Annotated in this window: 19 protein-coding genes; 8 read left to right on the top strand and 11 right to left on the bottom strand. The window is 66.0% G+C overall.

What is annotated here, in order from left to right:
- The first annotated feature begins 45 nt into the window (after positions 1–45).
- The gene (locus tag H607_RS0110225) at positions 46–1,104 is read left to right on the top strand and encodes a transglutaminase-like domain-containing protein (protein WP_028875355.1); all 1,059 of its coding nucleotides are present in this window, start codon (positions 46–48) and stop codon (positions 1,102–1,104) included.
- Here the strand turns inward: H607_RS0110225 and selB are convergent.
- The 6 genes from selB to fdnG all read right to left on the bottom strand — a co-directional run bounded on the left by selB (position 1,097) and on the right by fdnG (position 10,107).
- Positions 1,097–3,016, bottom strand: coding sequence for a selenocysteine-specific translation elongation factor (gene selB / locus H607_RS0110220; protein WP_028875354.1), 1,920 nt, complete (start codon positions 3,014–3,016; stop codon positions 1,097–1,099). The genes H607_RS0110225 and selB overlap by 8 nt on opposite strands.
- Positions 3,013–4,434, bottom strand: a complete 1,422-nt coding sequence (selA, locus tag H607_RS0110215) for an L-seryl-tRNA(Sec) selenium transferase (RefSeq protein WP_028875353.1) — start codon at positions 4,432–4,434, stop codon at positions 3,013–3,015. The genes selB and selA overlap by 4 nt, the downstream gene beginning before the upstream one ends.
- Positions 4,431–5,342, bottom strand: a complete 912-nt coding sequence (gene fdhE / locus H607_RS0110210; RefSeq protein ID WP_028875352.1) for a formate dehydrogenase accessory protein FdhE — start codon at positions 5,340–5,342, stop codon at positions 4,431–4,433. The genes selA and fdhE overlap by 4 nt, the downstream gene beginning before the upstream one ends.
- Positions 5,343–5,500: 158 nt before the next feature.
- Positions 5,501–6,136 carry a formate dehydrogenase subunit gamma gene (locus H607_RS0110205; RefSeq protein WP_028875351.1) on the bottom strand — a complete coding sequence of 212 codons (636 nt, stop codon included), beginning with the start codon at positions 6,134–6,136 and terminating at the stop codon, positions 5,501–5,503.
- Entirely contained in the window at positions 6,129–7,028 is a 900-nt protein-coding gene (fdxH, locus tag H607_RS0110200) for a formate dehydrogenase subunit beta (protein WP_028875350.1), read from the bottom strand. The genes H607_RS0110205 and fdxH overlap by 8 nt, the downstream gene beginning before the upstream one ends.
- Before the next feature lie 10 nt (positions 7,029–7,038).
- Positions 7,039–10,107 (bottom strand): formate dehydrogenase-N subunit alpha, encoded by a 3,069-nt coding sequence (gene fdnG / locus H607_RS0110195; protein ID WP_157381297.1) that lies wholly within the window; start codon positions 10,105–10,107, stop codon positions 7,039–7,041.
- A 232-nt stretch (positions 10,108–10,339) separates the two neighbouring features.
- Here fdnG and H607_RS0110185 point away from each other — a divergent pair, with 232 nt between their 5' ends.
- A complete protein-coding gene (locus H607_RS0110185; RefSeq protein ID WP_028875347.1) occupies positions 10,340–11,326 on the top strand; it encodes a zinc-dependent alcohol dehydrogenase family protein in 987 nt (328 codons plus the stop codon).
- Here the strand turns inward: H607_RS0110185 and fdhD are convergent.
- A complete protein-coding gene (fdhD, locus tag H607_RS12655) occupies positions 11,316–12,155 on the bottom strand; it encodes a formate dehydrogenase accessory sulfurtransferase FdhD (protein ID WP_051240826.1) in 840 nt (279 codons plus the stop codon). The genes H607_RS0110185 and fdhD overlap by 11 nt on opposite strands.
- A gap of 130 nt (positions 12,156–12,285) precedes the next feature.
- On the opposite strand from fdhD, the gene H607_RS0110175 reads away from it, so the two are divergent.
- Positions 12,286–12,603, top strand: coding sequence for a hypothetical protein (locus H607_RS0110175; protein WP_028875346.1), 318 nt, complete (start codon positions 12,286–12,288; stop codon positions 12,601–12,603).
- A 6-nt stretch (positions 12,604–12,609) separates the two neighbouring features.
- Here H607_RS0110175 and metW read toward each other — a convergent pair whose 3' ends face one another.
- Together metW and metX are read right to left on the bottom strand one after the other, a co-directional pair.
- Entirely contained in the window at positions 12,610–13,239 is a 630-nt protein-coding gene (metW, locus tag H607_RS0110170) for a methionine biosynthesis protein MetW (protein WP_083962024.1), read from the bottom strand.
- Between the two features lie 2 nt (positions 13,240–13,241).
- Positions 13,242–14,369, bottom strand: a complete 1,128-nt coding sequence (gene metX / locus H607_RS0110165) for a homoserine O-succinyltransferase MetX (protein ID WP_028875344.1) — start codon at positions 14,367–14,369, stop codon at positions 13,242–13,244.
- A gap of 234 nt (positions 14,370–14,603) precedes the next feature.
- On the opposite strand from metX, the gene H607_RS0110160 reads away from it, so the two are divergent.
- From H607_RS0110160 to H607_RS0110145, 4 genes are read left to right on the top strand one after another with little or no spacing between them, the layout of a single operon-like run.
- Positions 14,604–15,032, top strand: a complete 429-nt coding sequence (locus H607_RS0110160) for a MarR family winged helix-turn-helix transcriptional regulator (protein WP_028875343.1) — start codon at positions 14,604–14,606, stop codon at positions 15,030–15,032.
- Positions 15,025–16,137: an HlyD family secretion protein gene (locus H607_RS12650; protein WP_051240824.1), complete on the top strand. Its 1,113-nt coding sequence runs from the start codon at positions 15,025–15,027 to the stop codon at positions 16,135–16,137. Before H607_RS0110160 ends, H607_RS12650 begins: the two co-directional genes overlap by 8 nt.
- Entirely contained in the window at positions 16,124–17,677 is a 1,554-nt protein-coding gene (locus H607_RS0110150) for a DHA2 family efflux MFS transporter permease subunit (RefSeq protein ID WP_028875342.1), read from the top strand. The genes H607_RS12650 and H607_RS0110150 overlap by 14 nt, the downstream gene beginning before the upstream one ends.
- 57 nt (positions 17,678–17,734) lie before the next feature.
- Complete coding sequence (locus H607_RS0110145) at positions 17,735–18,184, top strand: universal stress protein (protein WP_037990298.1); 450 nt, start codon at positions 17,735–17,737, stop codon at positions 18,182–18,184.
- On the opposite strand, the gene H607_RS0110140 is transcribed toward H607_RS0110145, so the two are convergent.
- Positions 18,181–19,056, bottom strand: coding sequence for a ribose-phosphate diphosphokinase (locus H607_RS0110140; RefSeq protein ID WP_037990297.1), 876 nt, complete (start codon positions 19,054–19,056; stop codon positions 18,181–18,183). The genes H607_RS0110145 and H607_RS0110140 overlap by 4 nt on opposite strands.
- Positions 19,056–20,633, bottom strand: a complete 1,578-nt coding sequence (locus H607_RS0110135) for a thymidine phosphorylase family protein (protein WP_028875339.1) — start codon at positions 20,631–20,633, stop codon at positions 19,056–19,058. The genes H607_RS0110140 and H607_RS0110135 overlap by 1 nt, the downstream gene beginning before the upstream one ends.
- 96 nt (positions 20,634–20,729) lie before the next feature.
- Here H607_RS0110135 and fumC point away from each other — a divergent pair, with 96 nt between their 5' ends.
- Entirely contained in the window at positions 20,730–22,130 is a 1,401-nt protein-coding gene (gene fumC / locus H607_RS0110130) for a class II fumarate hydratase (RefSeq protein WP_028875338.1), read from the top strand.
- Positions 22,131–22,150 lie beyond the last annotated feature (20 nt).

Here is a 22,150-nt window from a genome sequence, read left to right as displayed (position 1 = left end):
ACAACCCACTCCAGAAAAAACATCGCCCCCACGGAGGACACGCCCATGGATCGACGCACGTTTCTCGGCCTGGCAGGCGGCACCTTGCTGCTCACCCGCCTGCCGACCCTTCAAGCCTCGCCTGCCGACTCGGCCGATACGCGCCCTTGGCGTCGTTTCGCGCTCACTTACCACGTCGAACTGACCGAACCCGGACTCGAGGCCGAGCTGTGGTTGCCGTTGCCGCAAAACTTCGGCGACTATCAACGCGCCGAGACGCCGCAGTGGGAAAGCAATGCCGACACGGCCGAAGTGTGGCGCCTGGGGCGCGCCGAAGCGTTCTTCGCCCGTTGGCGCGGGGCCGCCGAGCGCCGCGCCAGCGTACGCATCGAAGTCGCCACCCGCGATCGACAGATCGACTGGCACCACCCGACTCGACCCGCCCCCGAGCAGGATACGGTGCTCGAACGTTATCTCCAGCCCACCGAGCGAGTGCCGCTCGATGGCATCGTGCGCGACACGGCACTCGCGGCGAGCGCCGGAGCGGAAACGCCGCTACAGAAAGCCCGTGCGATCTACGACTGGGTGGTGGAACACTCCTTCCGCGATCCCAAGGTGCGCGGCTGCGGACTGGGTGACGTCAAGAGCATGCTCGAGAGCGGCAATCTCGGCGGGAAATGCGTGGACATCAACACCCTCTACGTCGGTCTGTGCCGGGCCGTCGGCATCCCCGCGCGCGAGATCTATGGCATTCGCGTGGCTGAGTCGCGCTTGTTCAAATCCTTGGGCCGCAGCGGCGACGTAACGGGAGCCCAACACTGCCGTGCCGAGTTCTACGTGGCCGAGTTCGGCTGGGTCCCGGTCGATCCGGCCGACGTGCGCAAGGCTGTGCTGGAAGAAAAATTGCCGCTCGACGATCCGAAGATCGCCGAACTGCGCGAACGGCTCTTCGGTAGTTGGGAAATGAATTGGGTGGCGTTCAACGACGAGAACGACCTGCGTTTCGGGCCGAGCATGATGTCGGGCTTTTTCATGTACCCGCAGGCACGGGTGGGCGGCAAAGTCCTCGACAGCCTCGATCCGGAGCATTTCTCTTACCGCATCGAATCGACCACCCTCAGCTGAAAGTAACAGGCGACTCGCCGCGCAACAGGTGCGCATCCTGGCCGCGGCGCTGCACCCGGCGGGTGTAACCGATTCGATCGAAGAATTCCAGGATCTGTACCGCCCGTTTACGCCCCAAGCCCGTGGCATCGCGAAAACGCGCCGCCTGCACGCCCCCCGCGGCCGCGGCGAGCTCGGCGGCAATCGCCGCGAGCTCCCGCACTCGCCGTGGGGCATAGAAGAGATCCTTGACCACCTGCGCCGCCTCGCCGCGGCGTGCGAGCTTGCGCAGCAGGGTGCGCACCGTCTCTTCCGACACCCCTTCCGCGCGCGCCAGATCTCGCACCCAAGGCGGATCGAAGCCGCCTGCTTCGAGCCGGGCGAGCAATCGCGCCGCGAGCGCCTCCTCTTCGGGTGAGAGCCTGGCGGCATGCCCCGGCAGATGCCACCAGGGGCCGCTGCGCGCCACCTTGCCCTGGCTCGTCAGCGCGTCGAGCACCCCCTGCCACAGCGGCTCGGGAATGAGCGCGTCGACCATGCGGCGCAGGCGCTGCGTGTCCACGCCGGGGTCGTCGGGCACGCGTTCGTGCTGGCGCGCGAGCACGGCGAGCACTCGTTCGGCGAGCGCCTCCCAGTGCTCGGGCAGAATCCAGGCCGCGCCTCGAGCGCCCTGCACCCGCAGCGCCTCGGGCGACAGCACCGCCGCCGAGATCGGCGCCGCGAGTAGCCGCTCCAGCAACGCCTCGTCCACGCCATAGGGCGCCTGAGCCAGCAGCGGTCCGAGCCCCTCGCCTTCGAGCAGGCGCGTGATCGCCTCGAGCCAGGCTCGGCGCCGCGGCGAGCGCCGCTTGCGCTCGGGCGCATAAGGGTCGAGCACGCGGCCGCCGCCCAGGGTGCGGTTCGCCTGGGCGTTGCGGACGATGAAGCGATCGCCCGGGGCAGCGCACAACGGCGCCTCGAAGACCAGCTGCACCAACCCCCGGCCACCGGATGGCAGGAGATCGCCTTCGAGCGGCACGACGTACGCGAGCCGGTGCGCCGCACCAAGGTGGACATGCACCGGCGCGCGCACGCCGAGCGCCGGCGCGTCTGCGGCGAGCGCGAGTTCCACGTCGATATGGCGCGTGGGCAAGAAACAGCGTGCATCCGCGATCCAGTCGCCGCGCGAAATGGCCTCCTTCGCCACCCCCGGCAGGTTCAGGGCACAGCGCTCGCCGGCCGCGGCGCGCTCGCTCGGTCGGTTCTGGGCATGGATGCTGCGCACGCGCACCGGCAGATTTGCCGGCATGAGCCGCAGTTCCTCCGGCCCGCCCAAGGCGTAGCATCCCCCATGCACCGTACCGGTCACCACTGTGCCCACGCCGGCGAGCGTAAACGCGCGGTCGACCGCCAGACGAAAGAATCCCTCGCGGCGGCGCGCGGCGATGCTCCTCGCCTCATGTTCCAGATGGGCGCGCAGCGCCGCCGTGCCCTCGTCTCCCGGCTCCTGCGCCCGCACGGCGAAGACCGGCGCCTGCTCGAGAAAGGTGCCGGCGGTGAGCGCAGCGATTTCGTCCCGAACCTGCGTCAGGCGCGAGGCATCGACGCGATCGGCCTTGGTGAGCGCGACCGCCCCGCGCGTCACGCCGAGCCAGCCGAGGATGGCGAGGTGCTCACGCGTCTGCGGCATCACCCCGTCGTCGGCGGCCACCACCAAGAGCGCGAAGTCGATACCGCTCGCCCCCGCGGCCATGGTATGCACCAGGCGCTCGTGACCGGGCACGTCGATGAAACCGAGTACTTCCCCATCGGCGAGCGGCAGATAGGCATACCCCAACTCGATGGTGATGCCGCGTGCCTTCTCCTCGGCGAGCCGGTCGGTGTCGACGCCGGTGAGCGCCTTGACCAGCGTCGTCTTGCCATGGTCGATGTGCCCCGCCGTGCCGACGATCATGGCCGCAATTCCGCCAACTGGGCAAGGAAGGCGGCCTCGTCGGCCTCGCCCAGACAGCGCAGGTCCCACCACAGCGCCTCGTCGGCCACGCGCCCCAGCACCGGGCGTGGCAGCGCGCGCAGCGCCGCCTCGAGCCGCGACAAGGAACGCCCCGCACGCTTGCCCACCGGGCGAAGCACCAGGCCGTGGCTGGGCAGGCGCTCCACCGGCAATGCCCCGCTGCCGATCTGGCTCGCCATGGCAGCCTCGCTGACGACGAATCCCTCGCCCAGGGCCCGTTGGACCGGTTCACGCAAGCGCGCTGCCTGAGCGGCCATGGCCGAAGCGGGACGCGTGAGGAGCCGCAGCGTGGGCAGACGCTCGGCGAGAAATTCCGGCTCACGGTAGAGCCGCAACGTCGCCTCCAACGCCGCCAGGGTGAGCTTGCCCACGCGCAGCGCCCGTTTGAGCGGATCCTTCTTGATGCGGCGGATCAGATCCGCGCGTCCGACGAGGAAACCGGCCTGAGGGCCGCCCAGCAGCTTGTCGCCGCTGAACGTGACCAGATCGGCGCCAGCGGCGACGGTTTCGCGCACCGTCGGCTCGGCCGGCAGCCCCCAGGCGGCCAGATCGACGAGGGTACCGCTGCCCAGGTCGACCCCCAACGGCAGGCCGTGGGCGTGCGCGATCTCCGCCGCCTCGGCCACCGGGACGCTCTTGGTGAAGCCCGTAATGGCATAGTTGCTGCAATGCACTTTCAGCAGCATCGCCGTGCGCGGTCCGATCGCTTCGGCATAGTCGTGGGGATGGGTACGGTTGGTGGTGCCCACCTCGACGAGGCGGGCGCCGGCGCGTTTCATGATGTCGGGAATGCGGAAAGCCCCGCCGATCTCCACCAGTTCTCCACGCGAAACTACCACTTCGCGCCGCTTGGCGAGCGCATCGAGGGCGAGCAGCACCGCCGCGGCATTGTTGTTGACCACAGTGGCCGCCTCGGCGCCGGTGAGCTCGCGCACGAGTTCTTCCACCAGCGTATCGCGGTCGCCCCGACCGCCCCCCTCGAGGTCGAATTCCAGCGCCGCCGGGGCCGTCATCGCCTGTACCACGGCGCGCACCGCCTCGTCGGCGAGAATCGCCCGCCCGAGATTGGTGTGCAGTACCGTCCCGGTGAGGTTGAAGACGGTACGCAGACGCGGTCTATCCTGCGCCTGCAGAGTTTCCTGCACACAGGCGGCGATCGCCTCGGGTCGCAGCGTATCGAGGGCAAGTACCCCCTCCTGCGCCCGCGCCCGCAGCGTTGCCAGATGCGCGCGGGAAACGGCCAGCACCCGCGTTCGGCCGTGGGCTGCGAGCAATGCGGCGAAGGCAGGCGAAGCCAGCAGCCGCTCGAGCGAAGGGATGTCGCTCGCCGCGGCAGATTCAGTACGAACCTTCGTCACGCGAACCACAACAAGGGATTGGCGCTCGCGCGCACGTACCCAGCCTCTCCCATCAACACGTCGAGCGCGAGACTGGCGAGATCGTCGGCCACCGCATCCACCTCCAGATCTTTCTCCTGGTAGAAAATCTTACGATAGCTGTGGCAAGCATCGCAAGATTCGGCCTTGATCGCCTCGGAGCCCCCTTCGAGGTGGTGATAGGCCACCGAACGGGTGTCCTCGCAGTGGCTGCACTTGACGCGCACCATGTGCCACTCGCTCGCGCACAGGCCGCAATGCAGATAGCGCAGACCGTCGCTCGCCGCGCCCACGCGCACGACGCTCGCCACCGGCAGGCTACCGCACACGGGACAGACACGCGAGGGCACCGCGGCCGGCACCGCCTCCTGCGGCAGGCGGCTCGCCCGCTCGGTCCAATACACCTGCAGCGCCGCCATGAGAAAAGGCGCTGCGCCCACGTCCCCCGGTTCCTCCCCGGCAAGGAGCGCCTGGACGAGCGCATCGAGCCGCTGCTGCTCGGCCGTGAGCGCTTGCTCGAGTCGCGCCACCGTGGCTCGCGGCGATTCCCCGAGCTCCTCGGTCGACAAAGCCGTGAGCACCGCCCGCAGCGCCTCGCGCCATAGGCCCTCGATCGGCGCCTCGCATGGAAGCGGCGGCATGCCGTGCGTGCGCGCGAGCGAGAGTCGATTCTCGTCGGGCAAGGGCGCGGTGAAAGCGCCGAGCGCCTCGTGCTGGGCCTGGGCGAGTTTCGCCATCAAGGCGAGATATTCCCCCAGGGAATTCCCCTCGGCCAGATGACGCAGGCGCGCCGCACGCTCGGCGAATACCTGACGCGAGGGCAGACGCAGCCGCGGCAAGGCGTTGCGCTCCAGCCCCTCGATCTCACCGCGTGACAGAATACGTTGCAAGCCGTTCTCCCCTTAGGAAACGCTGAATAATTGGCTGCGCGGGCGAATCGCTGCGTTGCGCGGTGCTCGCTCCCTCGCCTATCTACTGATATGTCTCGGTCGCTGCGCTCCGTGCGCCTTGCGCTTCATCCCGCTCGCTCATTTCTTCAGCGTTTCCCTTACTCGTTGGCACCCTTGACCATCTGCCGGAACCAGGCGCGATGGTGCCGCCAGGCCCAGCCCCAGGTCACGTCGCCGCGCATCATCGCGCGCACCGAACCCTTCACCCAGATGGCGGCATAGATGTGCACGATGATGGACGTGATGGCCACGAAAGCGCACAGCGCATGCACCACGGCCGCCAACCGCACGACACCGACGGGGAAGGTAAACCAGGCGCGCCACAGCCCGAGACCGGAGAGCAGCAGACCGACGGCGCTCAACACCAGCACGTAGAAGAGCGCCTTCTGCAAGGCGTTGTAGCGCCCCACCTCGGGCAGATGCTCCTCGCGGTTGGCGAGCACGTCGGGGAAGTGCTTCAGCCACTGCGCATCCTTCGCCTCCCAGGCGTTGTGCCGCGCCAGACGCAGCGCGAGCACGGCGAAGCAGACGAAGAACACCACCCCGATGTACGGATGCAGCACCCGCGCCCAGTAGCCGCCGCCGAGCAGGTCCGAGAGGAAGAAGAACGCCGGATGATAGAACGCCAGCCCCGAGAGCGCGAGCAGGATGAAGGTGATCGCCACCACCCAGTGGTTGCTGCGCTCGCTGGCGCTGTAGCGCGGCAGAGTCCGCGGTCGTGTGGTCTCACTCATGGGACACCTCCTTCTCGGCGTTGCGCTCGTCCTCCTCGCTCGTCTCGGCCGGACCGACGCGCATGTAATGGAAAAAGCCCACCAGCGCGGCGAGCGCCATCGCCGCCATGCTCAAGGGCTTGGCCACCCCTTTCCACAGCGACACCGTGGGGCTGATCTGCGGGTCTTTCGGCAACCCACTGTAGAGGGTGGGCTGATCGGCATGGTGCAGCACGTACATCACATGCGTGCCGCCCACGCCGGCCGGATCGTAGAGCCCGGCGTTGGCGTAGCCGCGGGATTTGAGATCGGCGATGCGCGCCTGGGCGTGCTCCTTCATCTCTTCCTTGGTGCCGAACTCGATCGCCCCCGTGGGACAGGTCTTGACGCAGGCCGGCTCCTGCCCCACGGCGACACGGTCGGAACACAGGGTGCACTTGTACGCCTTGTGGTCCTTCTTCGAGAGGCGCGGCACGTTGAACGGGCAGCCCGTGACGCAGTAGCCGCAGCCGATGCAGTGCTCCTCGTGAAAATCCACGATCCCGTTGGCGTACTGCACGATCGCCCCCGGCGAGGGGCAGGCCTTGAGGCAACCCGGATCTTCGCAGTGCATGCAGCCATCCTTACGGATGAGCCACTCGAGATCTCCTTGAGGGTTCTCGTATTCGGCAAAGCGCATCACCGTCCACGAATGCTCGGTGAGATCGGCCGGGTTGTCGTAGACGCCGACGTTGGTGCCGATCTCGTCGCGCAGGTCGTTCCACTCCATGCACGCCGTCTGGCACGCCTTGCAGCCGATGCACTTGGAGACGTCGATGAGCTTGGCCACCGCGCCCACGCTCGGCTCGCGCACCGAAGGGGTGGGCGAAGTGGTGGCGGAGCGCCGCTTGATGTCGAGAGATTGCAATGCCATGGCCGCGCTCCTATGCCTTTTCCACTTTTACCAGGAAGGACTTGAATTCCGGCGTCTGGATGTTGCCATCGCCCACCGACGGCGTGAGCGCGTTCGCCAGGAACCCCGGCTTGGCGATGCCCACGAACCCCCAGTGGATGGGAATGCCCACGTGGTGCACCGTCTTGCCCTCGATCGTCAGCGGCCGGATGCGCTTGGTCACCAGGGCGACCGCCTTGATGTAGCCGCGCTTGGACGAGACCTTGACGCGCTCGCCGTTGGCGATGCCCAGCTCCTTGGCGAGCGCCTCGCCGATCTCGACGAATTGCTCCGGCTGGACGATGGCGTTCAGACGCACGTTCTTCGTCCAGTAGTGGAAGTGCTCGGTGAGCCGGTAGGTGGTCGCCACGTGAGGGAATTCCTCCACCTTGCCCATGTCGGCCAGATCACGCGCGAACACCCGCGCCGCCGGGTTGCTGGTGGCCGCCGGCGTTTTCGGATGCAGCGGGTTGTAGCCGAGCGGCGTCTCGAACGGCTCGTAGTGCTCGGGGAACGGGCCCTCGGCCATGCCGGCGCGGGCGAAGAATCGCGCCACCCCTTCGGGATTCATGATGAAGGGGCCCATGCCGGTGTCGGGCGGCTCGTCGGCCTTGTAGTCCGGCACGTCCGCCCCGGCCCACGCCTTGCCGTTCCAGTAGATGAGCTTGCGCTGCGGATCGAACGGTCGGCCCTGCAGGTCGGCGCTCGCCCGGTTGTAGAGGATGCGCCGGTTCGCCGGCCAGGCCCAGGACCAGCCGAGCGTCTGGCCGATGCCGGTGGGGTCGCTGTTGTCGCGTCGCGCCATCAGGTTGCCCGTCGGCCCCCAGCTGCCCGAGAAGATCCAGCAGCCGCAGGCGGTGCTGCCGTCATCGCGCAGCTCCGCGAAGCCGGCGAGCTGCTCGCCGGCGCGGCGCACGATTCTCGCCGGATCCTTGGGATCGGGCAGGTCGACCAGCGCCTTGCCGGAGTACTCCTTGGCGAGCTCTTCGGGCGTGGGGTTCGCCTCGTTGGCGTAGGGCCACCACAGGTCGAGGATGGGCGCCGGGAAAGTGCCGCCCTCGCGGCGGTAACGCTCGCGGATGCGCAGGAAGAGCTCGGCCATGATCTCGATGTCGCTGCGCGCCTCGCCCGGCGGTTCGGCCCCCTTCCAGTGCCATTGCAGCCAGCGCCCGGAATTGACGAGCGAGCCGTCTTCCTCGGCAAAACAGGTCGTGGGCAGCCGGAAGACCTCGGTCTGGATCTTCGACGGATCGACGGGGTTCGATTCACCGGCGTTGCGCCAGAACTCCGAGGTCTCGGTGGCGAGCGGATCCATCACCACCAGATACTTGAGCTTGGCGAGCCCCTCCAGCACCTTGGCCTTGTTCGGCGCTGCCGCCAGCACGTTGAACCCCTGGCAGATATAGCCGTTCATCTTGCCCTGCGCCATGAGCTCGACGACCTGCAGCAGGTCGTAGAGCTTGTCGAGCTTGGGCAGATAGTCGTAGGCCCAGTTGTTCTCGGCCGTGGCGGCCTTGCCCCACCAGGCCTTCATGAGGCTCACGAAGAACTTGGGATAGTTCTGCCAGTAGCTCATCTGGTTGGGGCGCAGCGGCTTGAGCGTGCGCGCGGCCAGATACTGGGGCAGATCCTGCTCGGCTTCGTTGGGCAGCGTGAGATAGCCCGGCAGGAGGTTGGACATCAACCCCAGGTCGGTGAGCCCCTGGATGTTGGAGTGTCCGCGCAGGGCGTTGATGCCGCCGCCGGGCATGCCGATGTTGCCCAGGAGCAGCTGCATCATGGCCGCGGTGCGGATGATCTGCGCCCCGATCGAGTGCTGCGCCCAACCGAGCGCGTAGAGAATGGTGGCAACGCGGTTGGCCGGCGCGGTGGAGGCGAGCATCTCGCAGATCTGCAGGAATTTCGCCTGCGGCGTACCGCAGACGCGCTCGACCATTTCCGGCGTGTAGCGCGCATAGTGCTGCTTCATGAGCTGATAGACGCAGCGCGGATGCTGCAAGGTGGGATCGGTCTTGACGTAACCGTCCTCGCCGCGCTCATAGTCCCAGCTCGATTTGTCGTAGCGGCGCTTCTCGGGGTTGTAGCCGGAGAAAAGGCCATCCTCGAACGAGAAGTCTTCCCGCACGATGAACGACAGATCGGTGTAATTGCGCACGTATTCATGCTGGATCTGGTCTTTTTCCAGCAGATGGCGGATCACTCCACCGAGGAAGACGATGTCGGTGCCGGTGCGGATCGGCGCATAAACGTCGGCCACCGAGGCCGAGCGCGTGAAGCGCGGATCGACGACGATGAGCTTGGCACCACGGTGCGCCTTGGCTTCGGTCACCCATTTGAACCCACAGGGGTGCGCCTCGGCGGCGTTACCGCCCATGATGAGGATGATGTCGGCGTTCTTGATGTCGACCCAATGGTTCGTCATCGCTCCACGGCCAAACGTCGGGGCAAGACCTGCCACCGTCGGGCCGTGTCAGACACGCGCCTGGTTGTCGAACGCGAGCATCCCCAGACTGCGCACGATCTTGTGCGTCAGATAGGCGGTTTCGTTGCTGGAGGCCGAAGCTGCGAGCATGCCGGTGGTGAGCCAGCGATTGACGGTCTTACCCTCGGCGGTCTTTTCGACGAAATTGGCGTCGCGGTCGGCTTTCATCAACGCAGCGATGCGATCGAGGGCCTCGTCCCAGGAGATCGTCTGCCATTTGTCCGAACCCGGCGCACGGTACTGCGGCTGCTTGAGACGGTTCGGACTGTGGATGAAATCGATGAGCGAGGCGCCTTTCGGGCACAGCGTGCCCCGATTGACCGGATGGTCGGCATCCCCCTCGATGTGCACGATGGTGGCCTTGGCGTTCTTCGCGCCATCGCCCAAGCCGTACATCAGGATTCCGCATCCCACCGAGCAGTAGGGACAGGTGTTGCGCGTCTCGGTCATGCGCGCGAGCTTGTATTGGCGCACTTCGGCCAGAGCCGTCTGTGGCGCCAAGCCCAGCGCCGCCATGCTCGATCCCGATAGCATGGCAGCGCTGACCTTGAAGAACTGCCTTCGGTTCATCCCGTTCATGGGTCTCCCCTGGGGTTGTTTTTCCTGTGCGGCGGCGCGAAACCCGCTCCGCCCCCTTGTCCTCGCCCGAACGGCCCCGCCAGGGAAATCCGCCAAGGTCGAGTCGCGATCGACACTGCCGCGATTTTTGCTTTGTAGGACATCGCTCGGAGCCTGTCAACCCCGCGCCAAGTAAGGAAAACCCTGAGACCCGGGCCTATACTGAGTGTCTCGTCGCCTTGGGAGAACACCGATGAAAGCGATGCTCCTCACCCGTCCCGGCGCGGCGCTCGAATGCGTCGAGCGCCCTTCCCCTCGGCCCGGCCCGGGTGAGATCCGGCTGAAAGTGCTTGCCTGTGCCGTGTGCCGCACCGACCTGCACGTGATCGACGGCGAGCTGCCCCACCCCAAGTTGCCGCTCGTGCTCGGCCACGAGATCGTCGGGCGCGTGCTCGAAGTGGGCGAGGGCATGACGCGCTTTCGCGTGGGCGATCGCGTGGGGGTGCCTTGGCTCGGCGGCGCCTGCGGGCATTGCCGCTACTGCCGCCGCGGGCAGGAGAACCTGTGTGAATCGGCCGTCTTCACCGGCTACACGCGCGACGGCGGCTTTGCCGAGGAGACGGTGGCCGACGCCCGCTTCTGCTTTCCCATCCCCGAGCGCTACGGCGACGCCGAGGCCACGCCTCTGCTGTGCGCCGGGCTCATCGGCTGGCGTACCTACGCCAAGGCGGGTGCGAACCTCGAACGCGTCGGTATCTACGGTTTCGGCGCGGCGGCGCACCTCATCGCCCAGGTGGCCATCCACCAAGGCAAGCGCATCTACGCCTTCACCCGCCCAGGGGACGTCGCCGCCCAGGAATTCGCCCGGCGCCTGGGCGCGTGCTGGGCCGGAGGTTCGGACGAACCGCCGCCCGAGCCGCTCGATGCCGCGCTCATCTTCGCCCCCGTGGGCGAACTCGTGCCGCAGGCGCTGCGCGCTACCGACAAAGGCGGCACGGTGGTGTGCGGCGGCATCCACATGAGCGACATCCCCTCCTTTCCCTACCGCTGGCTGTGGGAGGAGCGCACGATTACCTCGGTGGCCAACCTCACGCGCGCCGACGGAGAGGCGTTCATGAAGCTCGCCGCCGAAGTGCCACTGCATCCGGCCGTCACCTGTTACCCTCTGACGGCGGCCAACGAGGCCATCGCTGATTTGCGCGCGGGTCGCGTGAATGGCGCAGCGGTGCTCATTCCGTAACCAGACGATCCACCCGGCTATAGACCGTCGCCTCTTGGCCGCGCACGAAGCCCAGCAGCGTGATGCCCGCCTCCTCGGCCAAGCGCACCGCCAAGGCCGTGGGCGCGGACACCGCTGCGAGCACCCCGATGCCGGCCACCGCCGTCTTCTGCACCAGCTCGAAACTCGCCCGGCTCGACATCAGCGCGATCGCCGCGTCCCCCGTGCGCAGCAGCCCGCCGCGCGCCGCCGCCCCGATCGCCTTGTCGAGCGCGTTGTGCCGGCCCACGTCCTCGCGCACCACCAAGAGGGCGCCATCGGCCGCGGCAAGAGCCGCCGCGTGGGTCGCACCGGTGGCTCCATGCAAGGGCTGCCGTGCCCGCAGGGCGTGCATGGCCGAGAGCACGGCCGCAAGCGGCACCCTCCCGCCCTGCGGCACGCGCGGCACCGGCCGCACCGCCTCGGTGAGCGACTCGATGCCGCACAAGCCGCAACCAGTGCGCCCACTCAAGGCGCGCCGCCGCGCTTTGAGGCGTGCGAAGCGCTCGCTGGCGATTTCCAGCCGTACGATCACGCCCGCCTGATTCGATTCGAGTTCGAGCTCGTAGATCTCGGCCAAATCTTCGACGATCCCCTCGGTGAGCGAAAACCCCAAGGCGAAGTCCTCCAGATCGGCAGGCGTGGCGAGCATCGTCGCATAGGCGATCCCGTTGTATTCAAGCGCCACCGGCGTTTCCTCGGCGAGCACGTCTTGCTCGGGGAAATGCTCGAGCCGAGCGCCGTGCACGCGAAACACTGCCTTGTGGATTCGGCCCCCTTCTACCGCATCGCGTTCGTCATCATTTACCATCCGCCCACTCCGCCTTGCCGAATCATTACGCCGTCCTTCTTCTGCACCCCGCAGCAGCTATCGTCTACAATGCGCAGACAAGCGAAGATATCTTCAAACATTTTTCACCATCGCAATAGGAGGAGTTCCCATGTCCTACGTCGTCAAGGTGGTCTTCGGGCCGGAGCGCGAATACGAGTTCTATACCAATGCCGAGGCGGTCGAATCGCTCGATCGTAACGTCGCGCGTGATTGGCTGGTACGGGAAATGGAAGCGCTCGAGTGCGACCCACCCAACCCCATGGGCAAGGTGCTCGTGGTCGACCTGATCCTCAACCTCGCCAAATGCGCGGGCGAGGCGCGCTTTGCCGAAGGCGGAGAATGGGCGCAGACCTTTTCTCAGGTCGTGGCGCGACTGCTCGACCGACCGGTCGTGCGCGTCGACGTCGAAAATTTCGCCGTCGGCTGATCCGCCTCAGGACGCGGCGCGGCCGATGCGGGCGATCGCCAGCGCCGCGAGAAAATTCAAATCCTCCTGCACCGGCCGCCCCTGATCGTCGAAGCCGCGCCATTCGCGCACCTCGATGTCGAGCAATCCGCACAAGGTGGTGAAATCGGCCACCGTGAAGAAGCGCACGTTGGGCGTGTTGAACCACTGGTGCGGTAGGCTTTCCGAAACGGGCATGTGTCCCTCGAGGATGCTCTTGCGGTGCTTCCAGAAGGCGAAGTTGGGAAAACTCACGATCGCCTCGTGCCCCACGCGCAGCATCTCCCGCAAGATACCTTGAGTATTGCGCATCGCCTGCAGCGCCTGGCTCATGATGACGTGGTCGAAATGCCCGTCCTGCAGGTCGGCGAGCCCCTCGTCGAGGTCGCTCTGGATGACGTTGATGCCGCGTTCGATGCACGCGACGATGCGGGCAGGATCGTTCTCGATGCCGTAACCGACCACACCCTTGGTGTCGATGAGATGGCGCAGTAGTACCCCGTCGCCGCAGCCCAGGTCGAGCACGCGCTCGCTCGGCGCGATCCATTCGGTGAGCGCCAGAAGGTCGGGGCGCAGGGTCGGCGCACGGTGCCCGGTTTCGCGATCGGAAGTCGCCATGATCACACCTCGATCCGGTTGAAATAAGCGCGCAGCACCGCATGGTAGCGCGGGTGCTCCAGCAGGAAGGAATCGTGCCCTGCCTTGCTGTCGATCTCGGCGTAGCACACGTCTTTTCCCGAGTGCACCAGGGCCGAGACGATCTCGCGGCTGCGCGCCGGCGAGAAGCGCCAGTCGGTGGTAAACGCCACCACGAGAAAGGCTGCCTCGGCACGCGCAAAGGCCGCCGCCAGATCGCCGCCGTAGTCGGCCGCCGGATCGTAGTAGTCCAACGCCCGCGTGGTGAGGAGATAGGTATTCGCATCGAAGAAACGGGCGAACTTGTCCCCCTGGTAGCGCAGGTAGGATTCGATCTCGAATTCGATGTCGTACGAATAGCGCATGATTCCGTGGCGCAGAGCCCGGCCGAATTTCTCGGCCATGGCGTCGTCGGACAGATAGGTGATGTGCCCGATCATGCGCGCCAGCCTCAATCCCTGCTTGGGCACCACGCCGTGCTCGTAGTAGTTGCCGCCGTGGAAATCGGGGTCCGAGAGGATGGCCTGGCGCGCCACCTCGTTGAAGGCGATGTTCTGCGCCGAGAGCTTGGGCGCAGTGGCGATCGCCAGCACGTGGCGCACACGCTCGGGATACTGCAGTGACCAGGAGAGCGCCTGCATTCCGCCGAGCGAGCCCCCGATCACCGCGGCGAAGCGCTCGATGCCGAGCCGATCGGCGAGCCGCGCCTGGGCATTGACCCAGTCCTCCACCGTCACGAAGGGGAAGTCCGCACCCCAGGGTTTGCCGGTGACCGGATTGATCGACACCGGCCCGGTCGAACCGAAGCAGCCGCCGAGGTTGTTCACCCCGATGACGAAGAATTTCTCGGTGTCGAGCGGCTTGCCCGGCCCGACGAGGTTGTCCCACCAGCCGACGTTGTGCGGGTCGTCACGATAGACCCCGGCGACGTGGTGCGAACCCGACAGCGCATGGCACACGAGCACGGCGTTGCTGCGTGCGGCGTTCAGCGTCCCGTAGGTCTCGTAGACCAGATCGTACTGCGGCAAAACCCTTCCGGCCTTGAGCGGCAACGGTTCGTCGAAATGCGCCTTTTGCGCTTCGACGAAACCCACGGACCGAGGATGCTTCATGCGGCGGCTCCCAAAAACGAAAAAGCCCAGCGACATGCGGGCGCCGGGCGATCCCGCTTTAGCTGCATTTGTAAGGCGCCCGCAAGCTGAGGCTCAAATCGGCGCCATATGGATCGAACCATAGCGCGCCCCCTTAGCGATGTCAAGGCGAGCGAAAAACCCTACCATAGAAGGGATTGACAGATCAGCATCACGATCGCTATCATTTACTTGATTAGCTAGCCAATAATTAAGATGAACACTACTGATAATTTCGGTGTATTGCTGCACGAAGTCGCCCGCTACTGGCGGGCCGAGCTCGACCGACGTTTGCGCCATCTGGGTCTGTCACAGTCGCAATGGCTGGTATTGATCAAATTGCCCGACGAGGGAATGATGCAAACGGCGCTCGCGCGCAAGGTCGGCATCGAGGGTTCGACGCTCGTGCGCCTGCTCGACCGTCTGCAAGCCAACGGCTGGATCGAACGGCGTGACATGCCCGGCGATCGACGGGCCAAACGCGTCGTCCCGACGGCCAAGGCCAAGACGCTGCAGCACGAAGTCGCCGTGATCGCTCAGGCGCTGCGTGAGCAGCTGCTCGCCGGTATCGATCCCCAGCACGTGGCCATTGCCGCCGAGGTCCTATCGCAGCTGCGCCAGAAACTCGAGAACCTCCATGATTGACCGAGTTCAGAACATCAAATCCGCCCTTGCCGGACACCCCAAGATCCGTCGCGGCCTGATCCTCCTCGCCTCGCTCGCCTTGCTCGTCTGGGTCGGCAGCATCATCCACTATCGTTTGACCCACGTCGAGGAGATCGACGCGCGGGTGGCATCCGACATGATCACCATCGCCCCGCGCCTGTCGAGCTGGCTCGCCGAACGCCCGGTGATGGAGGGCGACCACATCAAAAAAGGGCAGACCCTGGCCGTGCTCTATCGCGACCCCTCCCGCCTGCAGGCGCAGTCGCAGGAGGCAGCGCTCGGCGCGGCCGAGAAAGAGATCGAGCGGCTGGAACACCTCCTCGCCGAACAGCGCGCCTCCACCCAGGCCGCCGTGATGGAAGCCGAGAGCGGCGTGAAGACGGCCGAAGAAGCGCTCAAGGCCGCGCAAATCCAGCGCGCCAATGCCGAGAGCGACTACCGGCGCAACGCTGCCCTGGTGAAGCTGCACGCCGTACCCGAGCAAGACGCCGAGCATACCGAGAACGCCTACAAAGTCGCCAAGCAAAGTGAAGCCAGCGCCCAGGCCAACTTGGAAGCGGCCAAGGCGCGGCTGGCCAAGGCGCGCGCCGATGCCCAGCTCGGTTCGCTCGAGCGCCAGCTCGAAGAAGCGCGCGTGCATCGCGACCAGGTACTTGCCGAGCGCGACCTCGCCCAGCTCGACCTCAAAGACCTCACCCTCACCTCCCCCATCGACGGTGTGGTCGACCGCACCTTCGCCAACGTGGGCGACTATGTCGCGGCGAGCCAGCGGGTAATGCTCATCCATGATCCCGAGGATATCTGGGTCGAGGCCAACATCAAGGAGACCAAGATCGCCGACGTCCACCCCGGCCAACCGGTGGAGGTGACGATCGACGCGCTGCCCGGTCGGGTTTTCCACGGTGAAGTCTGGTTCATCGGCCATGCCGCCACCAGCACCTTCCAGCTGCTACCCAATCCCAATCCTTCCGGCAACTTCACCAAGATCACCCAGCGCATTCCCGTGCGTATCCGCGTGAAACAGGAAGACGGGCTCCTCAAACCCGGCATGATGGCCGTGATCTCGATCGATGTCCGACACTGACGAACTCTCCGGTTTCTTCGAGCGGTTTGGGTCGGCCTATCGCTGGCTGGTCATCACGACCACGCTCATGGGTACGATCACGGTCGTGCTCTCCTCGACCATCGTCAACGTGGCGCTACCCGACATCATGGGCGCATTCGGCATCGGCCAAGACCAGGCGCAATGGATGTCGACGGGGTTCCTGGCGGCGATGACCGCCTCCATGCTCATCAACGCCTGGCTCAACGACGCGATTGGCATCCGCGCCACCTTCGTCGGCTCGATGGCGCTCTTCGCCGCCGCCTCGGTGCTCGGCGGGCTCGCCCCCAACGAGAACGTACTCACTTTCGCCCGCGTCGCCCAGGGCATCGCTGCCGGGATCATCCAGCCGCTGGCGATGATCATGATCTTCCGCGTCTTTCCGCCGGAAGAACGCGGTACCGCCATGGGCATCTACGGCATCGGTGTGGTGCTCGCACCGGCGATCGGCCCCGTGCTGGGCGGCTGGCTCATCGACAACTACGACTGGCGTTATGTCTTCTACATGGGCCTGCCCACCTCGTTCCTGGGCATGCTTCTCGGCACCATCTTTCTGCCCACCCGCCTGAGCGGCGGCAAGCGCCGCAGTTTCGATGCCTTCGGGTTCGTACTGCTCGCCGCCTTCCTCGTCACTTCCCTCTATGCGCTCGCCAACGGGCAGCGCGAGGGCTGGAATTCGGACATCATCGTCGGCACGGGCGCGGTGAGTTGCGTGCTCTTCCTCGCCTTCATCGCCTGGCTCGCGCATCGTGCCGAGCCCTTGGTGAGCCTGCGCGTCTTTGCGTTTGGTCGCTACAGTGCCGCCTCGCTCGTCGCTTTTCTCTATGGGGCGGGGCTCTACGGTTCGACCTATCTCATCCCGCTCTTCCTGCAGACCGTGCAAGGCTACACCCCTACCCGCTCGGGACTGCTGATGATGCCGGCGGGGCTCATCCTCGGCATCGTCTTCCCCATCGCCGGTCGGCTCACCGATCGATTGCCCGCTTATCTATTGGTGTGTACGGGTCTGCTCCTCTTCGGTATCTCCAACCTACTGCTCTACACGATCGACGTCGACATCTCCTTTTGGGACATGGCGCTGATGGTGCTACTGGGGCGCATCGGGCTCGGCGTGATGATGCCGGCCTTGAACGCAGGGGCGTTGATGGCGCTCCCTCCCGAATTGCTCGCACAAGGAACGGGAACGATCAACTTCATGCGCCAGCTCGGCGGCGCCTTCGGGGTGAGCCTGCTGTCGGCCGCCGTGGAGATTCGCTTTGCCTTTCACGCCGCCGCCCTGACGCCGACGCAGACGGAAGCGAACAACGCCACGATGTACACCATCCAGGCACTGCAGCAGCTCGACAAGGTTGCCGGCGTGCCCGATGCCTTCAGCTATTCCTATGGCGGCGTGTTCAACTTTCTCGACAAGGTCTTGACGGCCAAGTCCCAGAGCATGGCGTACAGCGATGGCTTTGCCTTGGTCGGTGTGGTCTTCCTCCTTTCTTTGCTGCCCGGCTACCTGATGAAAGGACGGCGTTGAGGTGGTCTCAGCCTGGAGGTATACCTACAATGAGCCAAGGCATTCTTGGAGAGGGCAATGGCGTATCGCACCATCGTATTCGCCTATGACGGAAGTACTGAAGGGCAAGCGGCGCTCGCCGAAGGCATCGATCTCGCACAACTCGTCGACGCACGCTGCCATCTGCTCGCCGTAATGGCAGTGCCACGGGAAGCCAAATATGCTCAAGTCGTGGTACCCGAAGACTGCATCGACGAGGATTGCGCGCGCATCCGCCGCATTCTCCAGGAAGGCATCCAGCGCTTCAAGGACGCCGGGCTGGAGGTCGACGGGGTCATCCGTGTGGGTGAAGCGGCACCGGTGATCGGAGAATATGCTTCAGAGGTCGAGGCGGATCTGGTCGTCGTCGGTCACCGTCGGCGGGGGCCGCTCGATCGCTGGTGGCATGGTTCGGTGGGGCACTCGCTGCTCGATACGCTGCCGTGCAGCTTGCTGGTCGCCATGCCGCGGCAGGAAGCGAACGCCTAAAGAACGGCGAGGAGCGCCTGCGCCATCAGCGGCGCCACGCTCACCGCGTTCGTGGGATGCGCGATGGTGTCGGTGCTCCAGATCGCTCCGGCACCGGCGGCACGCACGGTCTCGAGCGCATCCTCGACGAAGAGTGCGTGCGTCACGGCCACGTCCACCGACGCTGCCCCGGCCGCGTGCAGAGCCCGAACGGCCTGGGCGAGCGTGCGCCCGGTACTCGCCACGTCATCGAGCACCACCACCGCCCGACCGCGGACGTTGAGCTCTTGGGGCAGGGTCACCTCGACGTTTCGGTCGCCGCGCCGCACCTTCCGCCCCACGGCGTAGTCCAAGCCAACGGCCCGCGCGGCTGCCTCGACCCAGGCGCGCGACTCTTCGTCGGGGCCGACGAGGAGCGGTCGTCCGCGCTCGCGCGCCGCGAGTTCCCCCAAAAGCGGCGCCGCGCACAAGGCGAGCGCAGGAGAGACCGGTATAGCCTCGTCGAGGCGGGCGATGCGGTGCAGGTGCGGATCGACGGTGACGAGCGCCTCGACGCAGGATGCGACGAATCGCCCCACCGCGAAGGCGCTCACCACTTCTCCGGGAGCAAACGCCTTGTCCTGACGCAAGTAAGGAAAATACGGCGCCGCCAGCACCACCCGCCGCACACCCGCCTCGTGCAGCCCCGATCCGGCGAGCAACAGTTCGACGAGTTTTTCATTGGGATGATCGAGGCCACGCAGCAGCACCACCTTTTCGGGCAGCCGCTCGGGCAGTCGCAGCTTGATTTCGCCGTCGGGAAAACGGTGACGCTCGATTGGTGCCGGTTCGCAGCCGATCGCCGAGGCCAGCCGCCGGGCAAACCTCTCTTCTTCGGGAAAAAAGAGCAGCATCAGAACTCCGTATAGACTTCGACGATCTCGGCGGCCGTCCCGATGCGATAGCCGGTGGCCCGCTCACAACTGCGCCGCGCGAACAGTAAATCCGCGGGATATTGGGCATAGACGCGGTAAAGTGGCTCGCCTTGGGCAACCGGGTCGCCCAGTTTCTTGAACAGATCGACGCCGGCGCCCTTGACCTTGGGCGCCCCTGCCTGCCGGGCGATCTGGGCCAGGTGCAAGTTGTCGATTTCGGTGACGACTCCGGCCACGGGCGCCGTGACCTCGAACCAGTGCGCCGCGAGCGGCGGCGCGTTGTGATCGAAGGGTTTCTCCCCCTGCGCCTTGACGATGGCGCGCATCTTGGCCAAGGCGCGGCCGGAATCGAGGATGTCGCGGGCGATGGAGAACCCCTCGCCGCCGCGCACGTCCGGGTCGAACTCGATCACCCGGCCGGCGAGCCGCAGCGCTTTTTGGCGCAGATCGATGGGTGCGCGAGGGTCGTTTTCCAGCACGCGCATCACGTCGCGCGCTTCCAATACCGGGCCGATGCCGAATCCCACCGGCTGGCGCCCGTCGGTGATGACCACGTCGATCACCAAGCCCAGCCGGTGCGCCACGTATTCGAACAGCTTGCGCAATTGCAGCGCCTCGCGCATCGTGCGTACCTTCGCCGTCGGTCCCAAGGGAATGTCGAGCACGAGATGGGTCGAGCCCGCTGCCACTTTTTTTGAGAGGATGGAGGCCACCATCTGCCCCGGCGCGTCGATCGCCAAGGGTCGCTCCACCGAGATGAGCACATCGTCGGCCGGCGACAGATCCGCTGTCCCACCCCAGGCGAGGCAGCCCCGCAGCTGGCGTACGATCTGCTCCATCTTCTCGAAGGAAAGCTCGACCTCGGCGAGCACTTCCATGGTGTCGGCGGTACCGGCCGGCGAGGTGATCGCCCGCGAGGAAGTCTTGGGACAGAGCATTCCATGCGCGGCGACGATGGGCACCACCAACATGGAGGTACGGTTGCCGGGGATACCGCCGATGCAGTGCTTGTCGACCACGGGGCGTTCGTGCCAGTCGAGCCGTCGCCCGACCTTGGCCATGGCATCGGTGAGAAAATATACCTCCTCCCGGTCGAGCTCGTTGTGGTGCGTGGCGACTACGAAGGCGGTGAGCTCGATCTTGGAATAATGCCGCTCGGCGATGTCTCGAACGATGCCCAAAAACTCCTGCGGACGCAGACGCTCACCGGCGAGCTTGCGCCGCAACGCCCCCATGGATTCCGGCGGCTCGGCCTGTGCCACCGTCACCATCGTCCCTTCGGGTAGCCCCAGCTGGGCGAAAGCCTCCATCGACAGCCCGATTTCTCCCACGCCGACGAGGTTCGCATCATCGACCACGTTGAGCGTGGCGAGGATGTGCCGCTCGCCATTCTGCCCTACTTCGATCTTGGCCAGCGCCTGGAACCCCTCGGCGCGCACCACCGAGCATTCCCGGTGCAGGTAGGCGACGTTCTCGCGATAGGTGTCGATGGCCACGCGACGCAGCGCCAAACGCACCGCATTCTCGGTCATCGATGGGTCGCTGTTTTCAGCCATCTTCTTTCCTCCTCTGGCGGCGCAATCCCTGTGAGGCGCGGCAAGGGCTATCCTACAATGAAAACGACCGTTACCGCCGAAAGAGGAGTCGGACATATGGACAAACGCCGCGAAACCGACACACTGGGGGAAGTCTGGGTCCCGGCCGACCGCTACTGGGGCGCGCAAACCCAGCGCTCGCTGGAGCATTTCCCCATTGGGGTGAAGAACCACCGCATGCCGTTGCCCATCATCCGGGCACTCGGCATTCTCAAGAAAGCGGCGGCACAAGCCAATGCCGAACTGGGCGAATTGCCGCGGGAATTGGCCGAACTCATCGTGCGCGCCGCCCAGGAGGTGATCGAGGGCAAACTCGACGATCACTTCCCCCTGGTCGTCTTTCAGACCGGCAGCGGCACGCACAGCAACATGAACGCCAACGAGGTCATCGCCAACCGCGCCAACGAGCTCGCCGGCCAGCCCTTGGGCAGCAAGTCCCCCGTGCATCCCAACGACCACGTCAACCGCGGCCAGTCCTCGAACGACACCTTCCCCACGGCGATGTACGTGGCCACGGTGCTGGAACTGCGCCGGCACCTCTATCCCGCGGTGCAGACGCTGCGCGACACGCTGGCGCGCAAGGCCGAAGAATATGCCGAACTCGTCAAGACCGGCCGCACACACCTCATGGACGCCGCTCCCATCACCCTGGGGCAAGAGATCGGCTCCTGGGTGGCGCAGATCGAAGACGCCCTCGCCTTCCTGCGCCTGGCCGAAGAAGGGTTGCACGAACTGGCCATCGGCGGCACGGCCGTGGGCACCGGGCTCAACGCCCATCCCCGCTTCGGGGAAGTGTGCGCCGAATACATCGCCCGTGAGACGGGCATCCCCTTTCGCAGTGCCCGCAACCGCTTCGCCGCCCTCGCCGCGCACGACGCGCTGGTCAACGTCTCGGCGGCCCTGCGTACGCTCGCCAACGCGCTCTTCAAGATGGCCAACGACGTACGCTGGCTCGCCTCGGGGCCGGATGCGGGCATCGGCGAGCTGATCCTGCCGGCCAACGAACCGGGCAGCTCCATCATGCCGGGCAAGGTCAATCCCACCCAGTGCGAGGCGCTCACCATGGTATGCGTGCGCGTCTTCGCCAACGACACGGCCATCGCCTTTGCCGGCAACCAGGGTAACTTCCAGCTCAACGTCTATAAACCCCTCATGGCGCACGCGGTGCTCGAGAGCATCGAACTGCTATCGCAGTCCATCCTCGCCTTCGATCGCTACTGCGCCCGCGACATGCAGCCCAACCGCGAGCGCATCCGCGAGCACCTCGAACGCAACCTCATGCTGGTCACGGCGCTCAACCCGCACATCGGCTACGACAAGGCTGCCGCCATCGCCAAGAAAGCCGCGGCCGAGCGCAAGACGCTCAAGCAGGCGGCAGTCGAGCTGGGATACCTCACGGCCGAAGAGTTCGACCGCTGGGTCGATCCGCTCGCCATGACGCGGCCGGGCATGCACTGAACCGGAGATCCGCGGAGAAA

Origin of the sequence: Tepidiphilus margaritifer DSM 15129 (assembly GCF_000425565.1) — a bacterium.
GTDB lineage: Bacteria > Pseudomonadota > Gammaproteobacteria > Burkholderiales > Rhodocyclaceae > Tepidiphilus > Tepidiphilus margaritifer.
Note: the sequence above shows the minus strand (reverse complement) of the source record. Positions and strands in the feature narration are given on the sequence as shown.